At 68.4% G+C, this 14,374-nt stretch carries 19 protein-coding genes; 1 reads left to right on the forward strand and 18 read right to left on the reverse strand.

The annotated features are described in order from the left end of the window. Window positions 1–12 precede the first annotated feature (12 nt). From rpsQ to AC3WRT_RS04130, 13 genes are all read right to left on the reverse strand, one after another. Window positions 13–303, reverse strand: coding sequence for a 30S ribosomal protein S17 (gene rpsQ / locus AC3WRT_RS04070; RefSeq protein ID WP_492719409.1), 291 nt, complete (start codon window positions 301–303; stop codon window positions 13–15). Further along, window positions 300–677 carry a 50S ribosomal protein L29 gene (gene rpmC / locus AC3WRT_RS04075; protein ID WP_492719411.1) on the reverse strand — a complete coding sequence of 126 codons (378 nt, stop codon included), beginning with the start codon at window positions 675–677 and terminating at the stop codon, window positions 300–302. The genes rpsQ and rpmC overlap by 4 nt, the downstream gene beginning before the upstream one ends. Next, on the reverse strand, window positions 677–1,096 hold the full coding sequence (gene rplP / locus AC3WRT_RS04080) for a 50S ribosomal protein L16 (protein WP_030194232.1): 420 nt from the start codon (window positions 1,094–1,096) through the stop codon (window positions 677–679). Before rplP ends, rpmC begins: the two co-directional genes overlap by 1 nt. A 2-nt stretch (window positions 1,097–1,098) precedes the next feature. Then, complete coding sequence (gene rpsC / locus AC3WRT_RS04085; RefSeq protein ID WP_343991715.1) at window positions 1,099–1,923, reverse strand: 30S ribosomal protein S3; 825 nt, start codon at window positions 1,921–1,923, stop codon at window positions 1,099–1,101. Next, complete coding sequence (gene rplV, locus AC3WRT_RS04090; RefSeq protein ID WP_142204303.1) at window positions 1,923–2,291, reverse strand: 50S ribosomal protein L22; 369 nt, start codon at window positions 2,289–2,291, stop codon at window positions 1,923–1,925. The genes rpsC and rplV overlap by 1 nt, the downstream gene beginning before the upstream one ends. Before the next feature lie 26 nt (window positions 2,292–2,317). Then, complete coding sequence (rpsS, locus tag AC3WRT_RS04095) at window positions 2,318–2,599, reverse strand: 30S ribosomal protein S19 (protein WP_141823434.1); 282 nt, start codon at window positions 2,597–2,599, stop codon at window positions 2,318–2,320. Window positions 2,600–2,614: 15 nt separating this feature from the next. Beyond that, on the reverse strand, window positions 2,615–3,451 hold the full coding sequence (rplB, locus tag AC3WRT_RS04100; protein ID WP_492719415.1) for a 50S ribosomal protein L2: 837 nt from the start codon (window positions 3,449–3,451) through the stop codon (window positions 2,615–2,617). Window positions 3,452–3,479: 28 nt separating this feature from the next. Continuing rightward, window positions 3,480–3,779: a 50S ribosomal protein L23 gene (gene rplW, locus AC3WRT_RS04105; RefSeq protein WP_020143242.1), complete on the reverse strand. Its 300-nt coding sequence runs from the start codon at window positions 3,777–3,779 to the stop codon at window positions 3,480–3,482. Next, the gene (gene rplD / locus AC3WRT_RS04110) at window positions 3,776–4,411 is read right to left on the reverse strand and encodes a 50S ribosomal protein L4 (RefSeq protein ID WP_492719418.1); all 636 of its coding nucleotides are present in this window, start codon (window positions 4,409–4,411) and stop codon (window positions 3,776–3,778) included. The genes rplW and rplD overlap by 4 nt, the downstream gene beginning before the upstream one ends. Continuing rightward, on the reverse strand, window positions 4,408–5,061 hold the full coding sequence (gene rplC / locus AC3WRT_RS04115) for a 50S ribosomal protein L3 (protein WP_492719420.1): 654 nt from the start codon (window positions 5,059–5,061) through the stop codon (window positions 4,408–4,410). The genes rplD and rplC overlap by 4 nt, the downstream gene beginning before the upstream one ends. Before the next feature lie 11 nt (window positions 5,062–5,072). Beyond that, complete coding sequence (rpsJ, locus tag AC3WRT_RS04120) at window positions 5,073–5,381, reverse strand: 30S ribosomal protein S10 (RefSeq protein ID WP_009775966.1); 309 nt, start codon at window positions 5,379–5,381, stop codon at window positions 5,073–5,075. A 343-nt stretch (window positions 5,382–5,724) separates the two neighbouring features. Continuing rightward, window positions 5,725–6,147 (reverse strand): thiol-disulfide oxidoreductase DCC family protein, encoded by a 423-nt coding sequence (locus tag AC3WRT_RS04125; RefSeq protein WP_492719423.1) that lies wholly within the window; start codon window positions 6,145–6,147, stop codon window positions 5,725–5,727. A 127-nt stretch (window positions 6,148–6,274) separates the two neighbouring features. After that, window positions 6,275–7,579, reverse strand: a complete 1,305-nt coding sequence (locus AC3WRT_RS04130) for a M18 family aminopeptidase (RefSeq protein WP_492719425.1) — start codon at window positions 7,577–7,579, stop codon at window positions 6,275–6,277. 134 nt (window positions 7,580–7,713) lie between these two features. Between AC3WRT_RS04130 and AC3WRT_RS04135 the strand changes: the two genes are divergently transcribed. After that, entirely contained in the window at window positions 7,714–8,646 is a 933-nt protein-coding gene (locus AC3WRT_RS04135; protein ID WP_492719427.1) for an LLM class flavin-dependent oxidoreductase, read from the forward strand. A gap of 321 nt (window positions 8,647–8,967) precedes the next feature. On the opposite strand, the gene tuf is transcribed toward AC3WRT_RS04135, so the two are convergent. The 5 genes from tuf to AC3WRT_RS04160 all read right to left on the reverse strand — a co-directional run bounded on the left by tuf (window position 8,968) and on the right by AC3WRT_RS04160 (window position 14,327). After that, a complete protein-coding gene (gene tuf, locus AC3WRT_RS04140) occupies window positions 8,968–10,164 on the reverse strand; it encodes an elongation factor Tu (RefSeq protein ID WP_492719429.1) in 1,197 nt (398 codons plus the stop codon). Window positions 10,165–10,268: 104 nt separating this feature from the next. Then, a complete protein-coding gene (fusA, locus tag AC3WRT_RS04145) occupies window positions 10,269–12,386 on the reverse strand; it encodes an elongation factor G (protein ID WP_492719431.1) in 2,118 nt (705 codons plus the stop codon). Between the two features lie 127 nt (window positions 12,387–12,513). Further along, window positions 12,514–12,984, reverse strand: coding sequence for a 30S ribosomal protein S7 (rpsG, locus tag AC3WRT_RS04150; RefSeq protein WP_492719433.1), 471 nt, complete (start codon window positions 12,982–12,984; stop codon window positions 12,514–12,516). Then, window positions 12,984–13,358, reverse strand: a complete 375-nt coding sequence (rpsL, locus tag AC3WRT_RS04155) for a 30S ribosomal protein S12 (RefSeq protein ID WP_020143255.1) — start codon at window positions 13,356–13,358, stop codon at window positions 12,984–12,986. Before rpsL ends, rpsG begins: the two co-directional genes overlap by 1 nt. A gap of 372 nt (window positions 13,359–13,730) precedes the next feature. Continuing rightward, the gene (locus AC3WRT_RS04160; RefSeq protein ID WP_492719436.1) at window positions 13,731–14,327 is read right to left on the reverse strand and encodes a hypothetical protein; all 597 of its coding nucleotides are present in this window, start codon (window positions 14,325–14,327) and stop codon (window positions 13,731–13,733) included. Between the last annotated feature and the right edge of the window lie 47 nt (window positions 14,328–14,374).

Raw genomic sequence — 14,374 nt, forward strand, 5'->3', positions numbered from 1 at the left:
GCCCCCGAGCGGTTACTTGGCCTTCTCGAGGATCTCGACGATGCGCCAGCGCTTGGTCGCGGAGAGCGGGCGCGTCTCCATGATCAGCACGCGGTCGCCCACGCCGGCGGCGTTCTGCTCGTCGTGCGCCTTGACCTTGCTGGTGCGGCGGATGACCTTGCTGTAGAGCGCGTGCTTGACGCGGTCCTCGACCTCGACGACGACGGTCTTGTCCATCTTGTCGCTCACCACGTAGCCCTGACGGGTCTTGCGGTAGTTGCGCTCACTCGCCTGGTCGCTCACGACCTTCTCCTGCTCGCTCATGCGTCAGCCTCCTGCGCCTTGTCAGCCTTCTTGGCCTTCTTCTCGGCCTTGTCAGCCTTCTCGGGCTTGTCAGCCTTCTCGGCCTCGTCGGCCTTCTTGTCGGCCTTGGCCGACGACTTCTCGGCCTTCTCCTCCGCCTTGGGGGCGGCGGGGGCCGAACCGATGCCGAGCTCGCGCTCACGCATCTCGGTGTAGATCCGCGCGATGTCCTTCTTGACGGCGCGCAGACGGCCGTGGTTGTCCAGCTGGCCGGTGGCCGACTGGAAACGCAGGTTGAACAGTTCTTCCTTGGCCTTCTTCAGCTCGTCCGCGAGCTTGGTGTCGTCAAGACCACGCAGCTGCTCGGGAGCCAGGTCCTTGGTTCCGACTGCCATCAGATGTCACCACCCTCACGCTGGACGAAGCGGCACTTCATGGGGAGCTTGTGCATCGCGAGACGCATGGCCTCACGCGCGACCGGCTCTGCCACGCCCGAGATCTCGAACATGACGCGGCCCGGCTTGACGTTGGCGATCCACCACTCCGGTGAACCCTTACCGGAACCCATGCGGGTCTCGGCGGGCTTCTTGGTGAGCGGACGGTCGGGGTAGATGTTGATCCACACCTTGCCGCCACGCTTCATGTAGCGGGTCATCGCGATACGAGCGGACTCGATCTGGCGGTTGGTGACGTAGGCCGGCTCGAGAGCCTGGATGCCGAAGTCGCCGAACGCGATCGTCGTGCCACCCTTGGCCGCACCGTGGCGGTTCGGGTGGTGCTGCTTGCGGTGCTTGACTCGACGGGGAATCAACATGGTCAGGCCTGCTCATTCTCGGTGCTGGCCGCGGCAGGGGCCTCGGCAGCAGCGGTCTCGTTCACTGCCGGAGCAGCGGCGGTCTCGTTGCGGTCACCACGACGGGCGCGGTTCGGACGGTCACCGCCGTCACGACGCGGACCACGCGACGGGCGAGGAGCGGCGGCCTGCTGGGCAGCGAGCTCCTTGGCCGTCATGTCGCCCTTGTAGATCCACACCTTGACTCCGATGCGACCGAACGTGGTGCGGGCCTCGTAGAAGCCGTAGTCGATCTGCGCACGCAGGGTGTGCAGCGGGACGCGGCCCTCGCGGTAGAACTCGGTGCGGCTCATCTCGGCGCCGTTGAGGCGGCCGGAGACCTGCACGCGGATGCCCTTGGCGCCGGCGCGCTGGGCGGACTGCATGCCCTTGCGCATGGCACGGCGGAACGCCACGCGGGCCGAGAGCTGCTCGGCGATGCCCTGGGCGACCAGCTGGGAGACGATCTCGGGGTTCTTGACCTCGAGGATGTTCAGCTGGACCTGCTTGCCCGTGAGCTTCTCGAGCTCGCCGCGGATGCGGTCGGCCTCGGCGCCGCGGCGACCGATGACGATGCCCGGGCGGGCGGTGTGGATGTCGACGCGGACGCGGTCACGGGTGCGCTCGATCTCGACCGAGGCGATGCCGGCGCGCTCCATGCCCTTCTCCATCAGGCGACGGATGGCGACATCTTCCTTGACGTAGTCGCGGTAACGCTGACCCGTCTTGGTCGAGTCGGCGAACCAGCGGCTCTTGTGGTCCGTCGTGATGCCCAGACGGAAGCCGTGGGGGTTGACCTTCTGACCCATCAGCGGGCTCCCTTCTTGTTCTCGGGCTGGGTGACGACCACGGTGATGTGGCTCGTGCGCTTGTTGATGCGACCCGCGCGGCCCTGGGCCCGCGGGCGGAAACGCTTCATCGTCGGGCCCTCGTCGACGAACGCGGCCGTGATGACCAGGTTGCGCTCGTCGAAGGCGACCGACTCACGGTCGGCCTTGACGCGGGCGTTGGCGATGGCGCTCTCGAGCACCTTCTTGACCGGCTCGGAGGCCGACTGGGGAGCGAAGGTGAGCACCGTGACGGCGTCGGTGGCGGCCTTGCCGCGGATCAGGTCCACGACACGGCGAGCCTTCTGCGGGCTGACACGGACGTGCCGCGCCGAAGCCTTGGCTTCCATGACTTCTTCCTTGGATTCGATGGCCATCAGCGACGACGACCCTTCTTGTCGTCCTTCACGTGACCCTTGAACGTGCGGGTCGGTGCGAACTCGCCGAGCTTGTGGCCGACCATCGACTCGGTGACGAACACCGGGACGTGCTTGCGGCCGTCGTGGACGGCGAACGTGTGACCGAGCATGTCCGGGCTGATGACCGAACGACGCGACCAGGTCTTGATGACGGTCTTGGTGCCCGCTTCGTTCTGGGCGTCCACCTTCTTCTGAAGGTGGTCGTCGATGAAGGGGCCCTTCTTCAGGCTACGAGGCATTCCAAAGGCTCCTTATCAGCGCTTCTTGCCAGTACGACGGCGACGCACGATGAGCTTGTCGCTTTCCTTGTGTCCCTTGCGGGTGCGGCCCTCGGCCTGACCCCAGGGGCTGACGGGGTGACGTCCACCGGACGTCTTGCCCTCACCACCACCGTGCGGGTGGTCCACCGGGTTCATGGCGACACCACGGACGGTCGGGCGCTTGCCCTTCCAGCGCATGCGGCCGGCCTTGCCCCAGTTGATGTTGCTCTGCTCGGCGTTGCCGACCTCGCCGACGGTGGCGCGGCAGCGCGCGTCGACGTTGCGGATCTCACCGGACGGCATACGCAGCTGGGCGTAGGGGCCGTCCTTGGCGACGAGCTGCACACGAGCACCCGCGGAGCGGGCGATCTTCGCGCCACCACCGGGCTTGAGCTCGATCGCGTGGACGACCGTACCCACGGGGATGTTGCGCAGCGGAAGGGAGTTGCCCGGCTTGATGTCGGCCGCGGGGCCGTTCTCGATCGGGTCGCCCTGACGCAGCCTGTTCGGGGCCAGGATGTAGCGCTTCTCGCCGTCGGCGTACTGGACGAGCGCGATGCGCGCGGTGCGGTTGGGGTCGTACTCGATGTGAGCGACCTTGGCCGGCACGCCGTCCTTGTCATGGCGACGGAAGTCGATGACGCGGTAGGCGCGCTTGTGACCGCCACCGATGTGGCGCGTCGTGATGCGACCGGCGTTGTTGCGGCCACCCGTCTTCGACAGGGGGCGAACCAGCGACTTCTCGGGAGTGGAGCGCGTGATCTCGACGAAGTCGGCGACCGACGAGCCACGACGGCCCGGCGTTGTCGGCTTGTACTTGCGGATACCCATGTTCGTGTGTCCTTATCCTTCGTCGATCTCAGGCGCCCGCACCGAAGATGTCGATCGAGCCCTCGCGGAGGGAGACGATCGCACGCTTGGTGTCCTTGCGCTTGCCGAGGCCGAAGCGGGTGCGACGGGTCTTGCCCTGACGGTTCAGGGTGTGGACCTTGTCGACCTTGACGTTGAAGATCTGCTCGATGGCGATCTTGATCTCCGTCTTGTTCGCACGCGGGTCGACGATGAAGGTGTACTTGCCCTCGTCGAGCAGCCCGTACGACTTCTCGGAGACGACCGGCGCGATCAGGATGTCGCGCGGGTCCTTGGTGTGGATGCTCACTTGGTGGCCTCCTTGTCGGCCTTGTCGGCCTTCACGGGGCCGGCGACGAACGCGTCGAGGGCAGCCTGGGTGAAGACGATGTCGTCGGCGCACAGGACGTCGTACGTGTTGAGCTGGTCGGCGACCAGGACGTGGACGTTCTGCAGGTTGCGGACCGACTTGAACGACAGCTCGTCACCGCGCTCGAGCACGACGAGCACGTTGGGGCGCTGCGTCAGGCCGGCGAGCAGTGCGGCGGCGTCCTTCGCCGAGGGCAGCTCGCCCGTGACGATGGAGTCGACGACGTGGATGCGGTCGAAGCGGGCCCGGTCGGAGAGGGCTCCGCGCAGGGCGGCAGCCTTCATCTTCTTGGGGGTGCGCTGCGCGTAGTCACGCGGCTGCGGACCGTGGACGACGCCACCGCCGGCGAACTGCGGGGCGCGGGTCGAGCCCTGACGAGCGCGACCGGTGCCCTTCTGGCGGTAGGGCTTGCGCCCACCGCCGCGGACCTCGCCGCGCGTCTTCGTCGAGTGCGTGCCCTGGCGGGCCGCCGCGAGCTGCGCCACAACGACCTGGTGGATCAGCGGGACGTTGGTCTGGACGTCGAAGATGTCAGCGGGAAGCGTGGGGGTCTTCGTGGCCATCTGGATCATGCACCCTTCGCAGCCGTGCGGATCAGGACGATGCCACCGCGGGGGCCGGGGACGGCGCCCTTGATGAGCAGGAGGCCCTTCTCGGCGTCAACGGCGTGGATCTGGAGGTTCTGGGTCGTCTGGCGAACGCCACCCATGCGACCGGCCATGCGCATGCCCTTGAAGACACGGCCCGGGGTCGAGCAGCCGCCGATGGAGCCCGGCTTGCGGTGGTTGCGGTGGGCACCGTGGGAGGAGGAGACGCCGGCGAAGCCGTGGCGCTTCATGACACCCGCGAAGCCCTTGCCCTTGGTCGTGCCCGTCGCGTCGACGCGCTGGCCGGCCTCGAAGGACTCGGCCGTGATCTCCTGGCCGAGCTCGTAGTCGCCGGCGTCGGCCGTGCGCAGCTCGACGAGGTGACGGCGCGGCGTGACGCCCGCCTTCTCGAAGTGCCCGGTCATCGGCTTGTTCACCTTGCGCGGGTCGATCGCACCGAAGGCGATCTGGACCGCGGAGTAGCCGTCGGTCGCGTCGGCGCGCACCTGCGTCACGACGCAGGGGCCGGCCTTGACCACGGTCACGGGGACGAGCTTGTTGTCTGCGTCCCACACCTGGGTCATGCCGAGCTTCTCGCCGAGCACGCCCTTGACGTTCTTCTGAGCAACAGTCATCGGGGGCCGCCTCAGAGCTTGATCTCGATGTTGACGTCCGCCGGCAGGTCGAGACGCATCAGCGAGTCGACGGCCTTGGGCGTCGGGTCGATGATGTCGATGAGGCGCTTGTGCGTGCGCATCTCGAAGTGCTCGCGGCTGTCCTTGTACTTGTGGGGCGACCGGATGACGACGAAGACGTTCTTCTCCGTCGGCAGCGGCACGGGGCCCACCACGGTCGCGCCGGCGCGCGTCACTGTGTCAACGATCTTCCGGGCCGAGTTGTCGATGACCTCGTGGTCGTACGACTTCAGCCGGATGCGGATCTTCTGTCCCGCCATCTGATGAACGTCTCTCTCTCGCTTCTGACTACCGGTTCCCTTGGCATCCGACCCCCGAGGTCGGGCGTGTCGCGCCCGCTTCGCGGCGAGAGGTGCGCACCGAAGTGCCACTTCCCAACTGGATTGCCCGGCCGAACCGGGTAACTTGCGCTTCCCTCGGGCCTCCGAGAGGAGTCCGGGCGAGTCCCCGTCAGGAGGCTCTCAAGGGGCGGCGCCACCGACATGGGTCAGCGACGCGCGTCAAGCAACCTGAACAGTGTGCCAGAGGGCCCGCCGCACTATCAAATCGGGGCGGGTCCGCCCCGCACGACTGCGCGCGTGGCGCGTCGCGGGCCCATCTGGCTCAGCCCGGCTGGCCGGCCTCGGGCGAGACCCCTGGCCGGGCGCAGGCCATGGTCGCGCCGGGCAGCTGGTGGCGGTGCTCGGCGATCCAGCGGTAGGCACGGGCGGCGACCTGTGACACCCCCGGGGCCAGGAGAAGGTACCCGACGGGTCGCCAGGCCGGCGCACCATGGGTCGCGGCGCTCGCGACCGCCCGGTGTCCCGAGCGGATCGATCCGTCCGGCGTCACGAACTGAGCCGCCTGGTCGCAGTCCTGCTCGGTCAGACCCATGGCCACGAGGTCGAGCTCCTGCCAGGGGCGGACGTCGTAGCGGCCGCGCCGGTCGACCCAGCGTTGGATCAGCTGCACGCTGCGGGTGCAGAAGCCGCAGTCGCCGTCGTAGACGAGCGTCGCCCTCGTGGGCGCGTCGAGCGTGGTGTCCACGTCCTCATCCTCGCACCCGTGAGTGGCCTGCCCCGCCCCAGCCCGAGGGCGTATGCCGCCGGCACCCTTCCAGCCAGGCCGGCGTCGCGCGCCGGGCCGGCCCGACCGCGATGTCCCGCAGGCGCGCTCAGGCGGGGGCGAGGAACGCGCTCAGCGCGCCGGCATACATCGCCGGGTCCTCGGCCCCCATCAGCTCGCGCGTGCTGTGCATCGAGAGCGTGGCAGCGCCGAAGTCCACGGTGGTCGCGCCCGTCAGCGACGACGTGACGGGACCGACGGTCGACCCGCACGGCAGGTCGCTGCGGGTGACGAACGTCTGCATGGGCACGCCGGCCTGCTCGCACGCCAGCCGGAAGGCGGCGGCGCCGACCGAGTCGGTCGCGTAGCGCAGGTTGGTGTTGACCTTGAGCACTGGACCGCCGTTGACGCGGATCTGGTGCATCGGCTCGTGCCGGTCGGCGTAGTTCGGGTGGGTCGCGTGGCCCATGTCTCCCGAGGCGATGACGGTGGCGGCCAGTGCCCGCCAGTAGTCGTCACGGGTGCCGCCCCCTGCCGTCACGATCCGCTCGAGCACCGATGGCAACAGCGTCGAGGTGGCGCCGCGCTCGGACGTGCTGCCGATCTCCTCGTGGTCGAAGAGGACGAGGACCGGCACGTGGGTGGGCTCGGTGGCCACGGCATCGAGCAGGGCGCGCACACCGGCATACGACGTGGCGAGGTTGTCGAGCCGCGGGGCGGCGATGAGCTCGCGGGAGCGGCCGAGGCGCGTCGACGGCTGCACGGGGTGGGTCATGACGTCCCAGGACAGGACGTCCTCGCGATCGACCCCGACCTGCTCGGCGAGGTAGCCGACGAAGTCGCCGGGCTCGTCGCCGACGCCCCACAGCGGCTCCATGTGCGCCTGCCTGTTGAGGCTGAGCTCGTCGTTCTGGCTCCGGTCCAGGTGGATGGCGAGCTGGGCCACACGCAGCAGCGGGTCGCGTCCGTGGAAGGTCCGCGACTCGACGCCGCCCGCACCGCGGACAGCGACCCTGCCGGCCAGGCCCAGGTCGCGGTCGAGCCACGAGCTGAGGATCAGGCCGCCGTAGGGCTCCACCCCGAGCAGCTGCCAGCCGGCGCGCGAGTGGTCGGGGTTGGGCTTGATGCGCAGGTTCGGACTGTCGGTGTGCGCCCCGACGACCCGGAAGCCGGCTGCCGGTCCCGCCCCGGCGCCGTGCGCGCCGGTGGTGTCCCAGGCGATCAGCGAGCCGCCGCGCACCAGGAAGTGCCGTCCCGGCTCCGCCGGCCAGGCCTCGGTCTCGACCACCTCGGTGAAGCCCTCGGCCCCGAGCCGCGCTGCCGCCTGCTCGCACGCGTGGAACGGAGTGGGTGAGGCGTCGACGTAGTCGATCAGGCCCTGGGCTTCGGTGTCGGTGTCGAACGAGTGCGCCATGGCTCCCGACCCTACTGTGGGCCGTTCGTGGACCTCGTAGCGGCTCCCGCCCCCGATGACCTCCGCGGCGGCATCCCCGAAGCGAGCCCGGGCAGGCAGGATCGAGTCATGAGCGTGCAACGTGGCGGGGTCCCGTGAGCAGCCCGCAGCAGCGCCCGGTGCGGCTGGGTGTCCAGCTTCCCGAGGTCGAGCGGCGGGTCGAGTGGCCCGAGCTCCTCGACATGGCACGAGCGGCGGAGGACGTCGGGCTCGACTCCGTCTGGCTCGGCGACCACCTGCTCTACGACCTCCCGGGCGGCGTGACCCGAGGGCCGTGGGAGGCGTGGACGTCGCTGGCGGCCCTCGCAGCCGTGACGAGCCGGGTCGAGCTGGGTCCGCTCGTCGCCTCGACGAGCTTCCACGCTCCGGCGATGCTTGCCAAGATGGCCGCCACGGTGGACGCCATCTCCGGCGGCCGGCTCGTGCTCGGCCTCGGGGCCGGCTGGAACGAGCGGGAGTATGCCGCCTTCGGCTTCCCGTTCGACCACCGCGTCGGTCGCTTCGAGGAGGCCTTCACCATCGTCCGCAGCTTGCTGCGGGAAGGCCGAAGCAACTTCCACGGCAGCTACTACGACGTCCGGGACTGCGTCCTCGACCCGGCGCCGGCCCGCGCGGGAGGTCCACCCCTCATGCTCGGCTCGACCGGGCCACGGATGATGCGCATCGGCCTGCCGCACGCCGACCTCTGGAACGCGTGGTGGAGCAGCTACGCCAACTCCCCCACCGAGTTCGCCCGCCTCAAGGCCGGCGTGGACGCCGCAGCCGCGCACGTGGGTCGCGAGCCCGGAGAGGTCGCTGCCACCGCCGCCGTCTACGTCCAGTTCGCCGGCGGCGCGGGCCGCCTCATGGGTGACTCCGGGTATGCCGCGTCGGTCGTCCCCGTGCCCGGTGACCCGGGTGCCATCGCGGACCACGCCCACGCCATGGCCGAAGCCGGAGCCGTGCACCTCCAGCTCGTCCTCGACCCGATCACCATCGACACCATCCGGGTGGTGGGACAGGCCGCAGCCCTCCTCGACCGCCCCTGAGGAGCCATGGATCCCTCGCAGCGCCGCCCTGGACAGCGGCGCGCGCCGCGGAGCCGCCGGGCGCGGCGGCGGCATAGGAGCCCAAGGAGCGGGGCGCGCGACCGCGCGAGCGGCATCGGAGGCGGCTGACGGCATACGCAAAGAACTGCGGCCCGGGAAGGGGCCGCCGATGCTCTCGTCGTGAGCCGCGTCGGGCGTCCGCGACGACCCGGAAAGGCAGCGAGCATCCTCGCGTGGGTATGCGGAAGGGCCCGCCCCGCCGAAGCGGAACGGGCCCTACCGGTACTGCAGGTGAAGCTGTGCTGCAGGTGCAGCGTCAGATCACTTGATGATCTTCGTGACGCGACCGGCGCCGACCGTGCGGCCACCCTCACGGATGGCGAACTTGAGGCCGTCCTCCATGGCGATCGGCTGGATGAGCTCGACCGTCATGTCGGTGTTGTCGCCGGGCATGACCATCTCGGTGCCCTCGGGCAGGTGCACGACACCCGTCACGTCCGTGGTGCGGAAGTAGAACTGCGGACGGTAGTTGTCGTAGAACGGCGTGTGACGGCCGCCCTCGTCCTTCGACAGGATGTAGACCTGAGCCTCGAAGTCCGTGTGCGGGGTGATCGAGCCCGGCTTGACGACGACCTGGCCGCGCTCGACGTCCTCGCGCTTGGTGCCACGAAGGAGCAGGCCGACGTTCTCGCCGGCACGACCCTCGTCGAGCAGCTTGCGGAACATCTCGACACCGGTGACGGTGGTCTTGGCCGGCGGGCCGGTGTGGATGCCGACGATCTCGACCTCCTCGTTGACCTTGAGGATGCCGCGCTCGATACGGCCGGTGACGACGGTGCCACGACCGGTGATCGTGAAGACGTCCTCGACGGGCATGAGGAACGGCTTGTCGACGTCGCGCTCGGGCTCCGGGATGGAGTTGTCGACGGCGTCCATGAGGTCGAGGACCGACTGGCCCCACTTCTCGTCGCCCTCGAGCGCCTTGAGCGCCGAGACCTGCACGACCGGAAGGTCGTCGCCCGGGAACTCGTACTGCGACAGGAGCTCACGGACCTCCATCTCGACGAGCTCGAGGATCTCCTCGTCGTCGACCATGTCGGCCTTGTTGAGCGCCACGACGATGTAGGGAACGCCGACCTGGCGGGCCAGGAGGACGTGCTCCTTCGTCTGCGGCATGGGGCCGTCGGTGGCGGCGACCACGAGGATCGCGCCGTCCATCTGAGCCGCACCCGTGATCATGTTCTTCACGTAGTCAGCGTGGCCCGGGCAGTCGACGTGGGCGTAGTGACGACCCTCCGTCTGGTACTCGATGTGCGCGATGGAGATGGTGATACCGCGCTGGCGCTCCTCGGGAGCCTTGTCGATGTCCTCGAACGCGAACTGGGGGTTCAGGTCGGGGTACTTGTCGTGCAGAACCTTGGAAATCGCAGCCGTCAGCGTCGTCTTGCCGTGGTCGATGTGACCGATGGTGCCGATGTTGACGTGCGGCTTGGTCCGCTCGAACTTTGCCTTCGCCACTGTGGTCCTCCTCAGGACTATCTCGTGTTACGCCGTACGACCAGGGCAGGACGTGGCGCTGTTGGGGTGGTTTCCGATGGAAGAGACTACGGGATGGCCCGTAGTCACTCCCCGCGGGTCTTCTTGATGATCTCCTCGGCAACGGCCTTGGGGACCTCTGCGTAGGAGTCGAACTCCATGGAGAAGCTCGCGCGACCCTGCGTCTTGGAGCGCAGGTCGCCGACGTAGCCGAACATCTCGGACAGCGGGACGAGGCCCTTGACGACCTTGGCGCCGCTGATGTCCTCCATGCCCTGGATCTGGCCACGGCGGGAGTTGATGTCACCGATGACGTCGCCCATGTAGTCCTCGGGCGTACGGACCTCGACGGCCATCATGGGCTCGAGCAGGACCGGGTCCGCCTTGCGGACGGCCTCCTTGAGGACCATCGAGCCGGCGATCTTGAACGCCATCTCCGAGGAGTCGACGTCGTGGTAGGCGCCGTCGTTGAGCGTCGCCTTGATGCCCACGAGGGGGTAGCCGGCGAGCACGCCGTACTGCATGGCGTCCTGGATGCCGGCGTCGACCGACGGGATGTACTCACGCGGGACACGACCACCGGTGACACCGTTGACGAACTCGTACATCGAGCCGTCCTCGGTCTCGCCCAGCGGCTCGAAGCTGACCTGGACCTTGGCGAACTGGCCGGAGCCACCGGTCTGCTTCTTGTGCGTGTAGTCGTACTTGAGGACGGGACGACGGATCGTCTCGCGGTAGGCCACCTGCGGCTTGCCGACGTTGGCCTCGACCTTGAACTCGCGCTTCATACGGTCCACGAGGATGTCGAGGTGCAGCTCGCCCATGCCGGCGATGATCGTCTGGCCGGTGTCCTCGTCGTGGTGCACCTGGAAGGTCGGGTCCTCGGCCGAGAGCTTCTGGATGGCCGTGCCGAGCTTCTCCTGGTCGCCCTTGGTCTTGGGCTCGATGGCGACCTGGATCACCGGGTCGGGGAAGGTCATCGACTCGAGCACGATCTGCTCGTTGATGTCCGACAGGGTGTCACCGGTCGTCGTGTCCTTCAGGCCGATGGCCGCGTAGATGTGGCCGGCCATGGCCTCCTCGACGGGGTTCTCCTTGTTGGCGTGCATCTGGAAGAGCTTCCCGATGCGCTCCTTGCGGCCCTTGGTCGAGTTGATGACGCTCGTGCCCGAGCTGATGTGGCCCGAGTAGACGCGGATGAACGTCAGCGTGCCGAAGAACGGGTGCGTGGCGACCTTGAAGGCGAGGGCCGAGAACGGCTCGTCCTTGCTCGGCGCACGCGTCAGCTCGACGGTCTCGTCGCCCGGCTTGTGGCCGATCATCGGGGGCACGTCGAGGGGCGACGGGAGGTAGTCGACGACGGCGTCGAGCATGGGCTGCACGCCGCGGTTCTTGAACGCGGAGCCGCAGAACACCGGGTAGAGCTCGGAGTTGACCGTGAGCTTGCGGATGCCGCCCTTGATCTCCTCGGGGGTCAGCTCCTCGCCACCGAGGTACTTCTCCATGAGCTCGTCGTCGGACTCGGCGACGCGCTCGACAAGGGCCGTGCGGTACTCCTCGGCCTTGGCCTGCAGGTCGGCAGGGATCTCGGCGATCTCGTACTTGGCACCCATGGTCACGTCGCCCTTGGCGTCGCCGGGCCACACGAGGGCGCGCATGTAGATCAGGTCGATGACACCGAGGAAGTCGTTCTCGGCACCGATCGGCAGCTGCATGACGAGGGGCTCCGCGCCGAGGCGGTCCTTGATCGTCTGCACGGTGAAGTAGAAGTCCGCGCCGAGCTTGTCCATCTTGTTGACGAAGCAGATGCGGGGCACGTCGTACTTGTCGGCCTGGCGCCACACCGTCTCGGACTGCGGCTCGACACCCTCCTTGCCGTCGAACACGGCGACGGCACCGTCGAGGACGCGCAGCGAGCGCTCCACCTCGACCGTGAAGTCCACGTGTCCGGGGGTGTCGATGATGTTGACCTGGGTGCCCTCCCAGAAGGAGGTGACGGCGGCAGACGTGATCGTGATGCCGCGCTCCTTCTCCTGCTCCATCCAATCGGTCGTAGACGCGCCGTCGTGGGTCTCACCGATCTTGTGGTTGACACCGGTGTAGAAGAGGATGCGCTCCGTCACCGTGGTCTTGCCAGCGTCGATGTGCGCCATGATGCCGATGTTGCGGACCTTCTTGAGGTCCGTCAGGACGTCGAGTGCCACGTCAGGTTTCTCGTCTCATTCGTCGTGTAGTGAAATCGTGGGCGCCGGGCCCGTCGAGTGACGGGCGGGCGCGTGCCCGGTCGGTATGCCGTGGAGCGGGCTCCCGGCATACCGACCGGACCGCTGGTCACCAGCGGTAGTGCGCGAAGGCCTTGTTGGACTCGGCCATCTTGTGGGTGTCCTCGCGGCGCTTGACAGCGGCACCGAGGCCGTTGCTGGCGTCGAGGATCTCGTTCATCAGGCGCTCGGTCATCGTCTTCTCGCGACGCTGCCGCGAGTAGCCGACGAGCCAGCGCAGGGCGAGCGTGGTCGAGCGGTTCGGCTTGACCTCGATCGGCACCTGGTAGGTCGCGCCACCGACGCGACGGCTCTTGACCTCCATGGCCGGCTTGACGTTGTCGAGCGCGCGCTTGAGCGTGGCGACGGGGTCGGTGCCGGTCTTGCCGCGGACGCCCTCGAGGGCGCCGTAGACGATGGTCTCCGCGATCGACTTCTTGCCGTCGAGGAGGATCTTGTTGACGAGCTGCGTGACGAGCGGGCTGGAGTAGACCGGGTCGACGACGAGCGGGCGCTTCGGAGCGGGTCCCTTACGAGGCATCAGCTCTTCTCCTTCTTCGCGCCGTAACGGCTACGAGCCTGCTTGCGGTTCTTGACACCCTGGGTGTCGAGCGTGCCGCGGACGATCTTGTAGCGCACACCCGGGAGGTCCTTCACACGACCACCGCGCACGAGCACGATCGAGTGCTCCTGCAGGTTGTGGCCCACGCCGGGGATGTAGGCCGTGACCTCGATGCCCGAGCTGAGGCGCACGCGGGCGACCTTGCGCAGGGCGGAGTTCGGCTTCTTCGGGGTGGTGGTGTACACGCGGGTGCACACACCGCGGCGCTGGGGGGAACCCTTCAGCGCCGGGGTCTTGGCCTTGCTGGCCTTGTCCTGGCGGCCCTTGCGGACCAGCTGGTTGATGGTAGGCAACCTGGTTACTCCATAACGTTGCTCGTTGTCAGTCGTCCTGGCGGACGGCTCCTTGGCTGTTCGGCCCTCGACCCCCGAGGTCGGGTGTGTCGGTACCGGTTCTCCCCCCTGCACTCCCCATCCGTGGAGACCGCCCGGTGGCGGCCGATCAGGTGGGTTGCCCGGCGGAAAGTGTGCTCTGGACCGCAGTGATGTCACGTCCGCGAGGGGCGGGCGAACAGGGCACCGAGGCCGTCATCGCGCATGCCTGAATGCGTGTCTCAGACACAGGCTTCAAGGGTACCGGGGCGCGGCACGCCGACCAAATCGGTTGAACCAGCTTCCGCACCGTCGATGCGGTATGCCGTCCCCCGGCACCCGTGCTCGGGCCGGTCAGCCGAGCCGCCAGTCACCGGCATACATGTGCAGCACCGGGACGCCGAGCGTCTCGCGGGCCCTGGAGGCCCAGTCGGTGTGGAAGGTGTCCTCGACCGCGTGGGGCTCGGTGACGATGATGACCTCACGGGCAGCGAGCCGCGCAACCTCCTCGACGAGGGTCGGCATGGGGTCGTCACCGGTGATCTCCCCCGTCGCCACGACCGCGTGCGCCTCCAGCTCGGCCAGCGTCGTGGACAGGGCCGTGTGGGCGTCGGCGTGCGCCTCCGTCCGGTCGACGGGCTTGAGCGCGTCGAGCGCCTCGCGCATCTCGAAGAGGCTGAGGTGGTCGAGGAACCCCGAGAGCATGTTGCGGTCGGTGTCGGCGGGGACGAGCACCCGGTAGGTGTGGGCCTCGTCCTCGTGCAGGGCGATGATCTTGTCGACGTCTACGGGCTTGAGGGCCTCCTCGGTCAGCACGACGATCGCCGGGGACGGGCCGGCATCGGGCAGGTGACCGTCGGCCGCCTCGACCGTGGCCCCCGTCGCAGGGGCCGGTACGTGCGGCTCGGAGGGCTCGGACGCGTTCGGCACGTCGGCCGTCGACTCGCTCATGGCCCCACCCTATCGACGCACCGGGCTCGGACCAGAATGCCGCTGGG

Source organism: Terrabacter sp. FW104-15G4B (genome assembly GCF_058790095.1).

What these genes read in the sequence shown, in the direction of transcription:
- rpsQ (WP_492719409.1), bottom strand. Translation starts at nt 303, where the DNA reads ATGAGCGAGCAGGAGAAGGTCGTGAGCGACCAGGCGAGTGAGCGCAAC.
- rpmC (WP_492719411.1), bottom strand. Translation starts at nt 677, where the DNA reads ATGGCAGTCGGAACCAAGGACCTGGCTCCCGAGCAGCTGCGTGGTCTT.
- rplP (WP_030194232.1), bottom strand. Translation starts at nt 1,096, where the DNA reads ATGTTGATTCCCCGTCGAGTCAAGCACCGCAAGCAGCACCACCCGAAC.
- rpsC (WP_343991715.1), bottom strand. Translation starts at nt 1,923, where the DNA reads ATGGGTCAGAAGGTCAACCCCCACGGCTTCCGTCTGGGCATCACGACG.
- rplV (WP_142204303.1), bottom strand. Translation starts at nt 2,291, where the DNA reads ATGGAAGCCAAGGCTTCGGCGCGGCACGTCCGTGTCAGCCCGCAGAAG.
- rpsS (WP_141823434.1), bottom strand. Translation starts at nt 2,599, where the DNA reads ATGCCTCGTAGCCTGAAGAAGGGCCCCTTCATCGACGACCACCTTCAG.
- rplB (WP_492719415.1), bottom strand. Translation starts at nt 3,451, where the DNA reads ATGGGTATCCGCAAGTACAAGCCGACAACGCCGGGCCGTCGTGGCTCG.
- rplD (WP_492719418.1), bottom strand. Translation starts at nt 4,411, where the DNA reads ATGATCCAGATGGCCACGAAGACCCCCACGCTTCCCGCTGACATCTTC.
- rplC (WP_492719420.1), bottom strand. Translation starts at nt 5,061, where the DNA reads ATGACTGTTGCTCAGAAGAACGTCAAGGGCGTGCTCGGCGAGAAGCTC.
- rpsJ (WP_009775966.1), bottom strand. Translation starts at nt 5,381, where the DNA reads ATGGCGGGACAGAAGATCCGCATCCGGCTGAAGTCGTACGACCACGAG.
- AC3WRT_RS04130 (WP_492719425.1), bottom strand. Translation starts at nt 7,579, where the DNA reads ATGGCGCACTCGTTCGACACCGACACCGAAGCCCAGGGCCTGATCGAC.
- rpsG (WP_492719433.1), bottom strand. Translation starts at nt 12,984, where the DNA reads ATGCCTCGTAAGGGACCCGCTCCGAAGCGCCCGCTCGTCGTCGACCCG.
- AC3WRT_RS04160 (WP_492719436.1), bottom strand. Translation starts at nt 14,327, where the DNA reads ATGAGCGAGTCGACGGCCGACGTGCCGAACGCGTCCGAGCCCTCCGAG.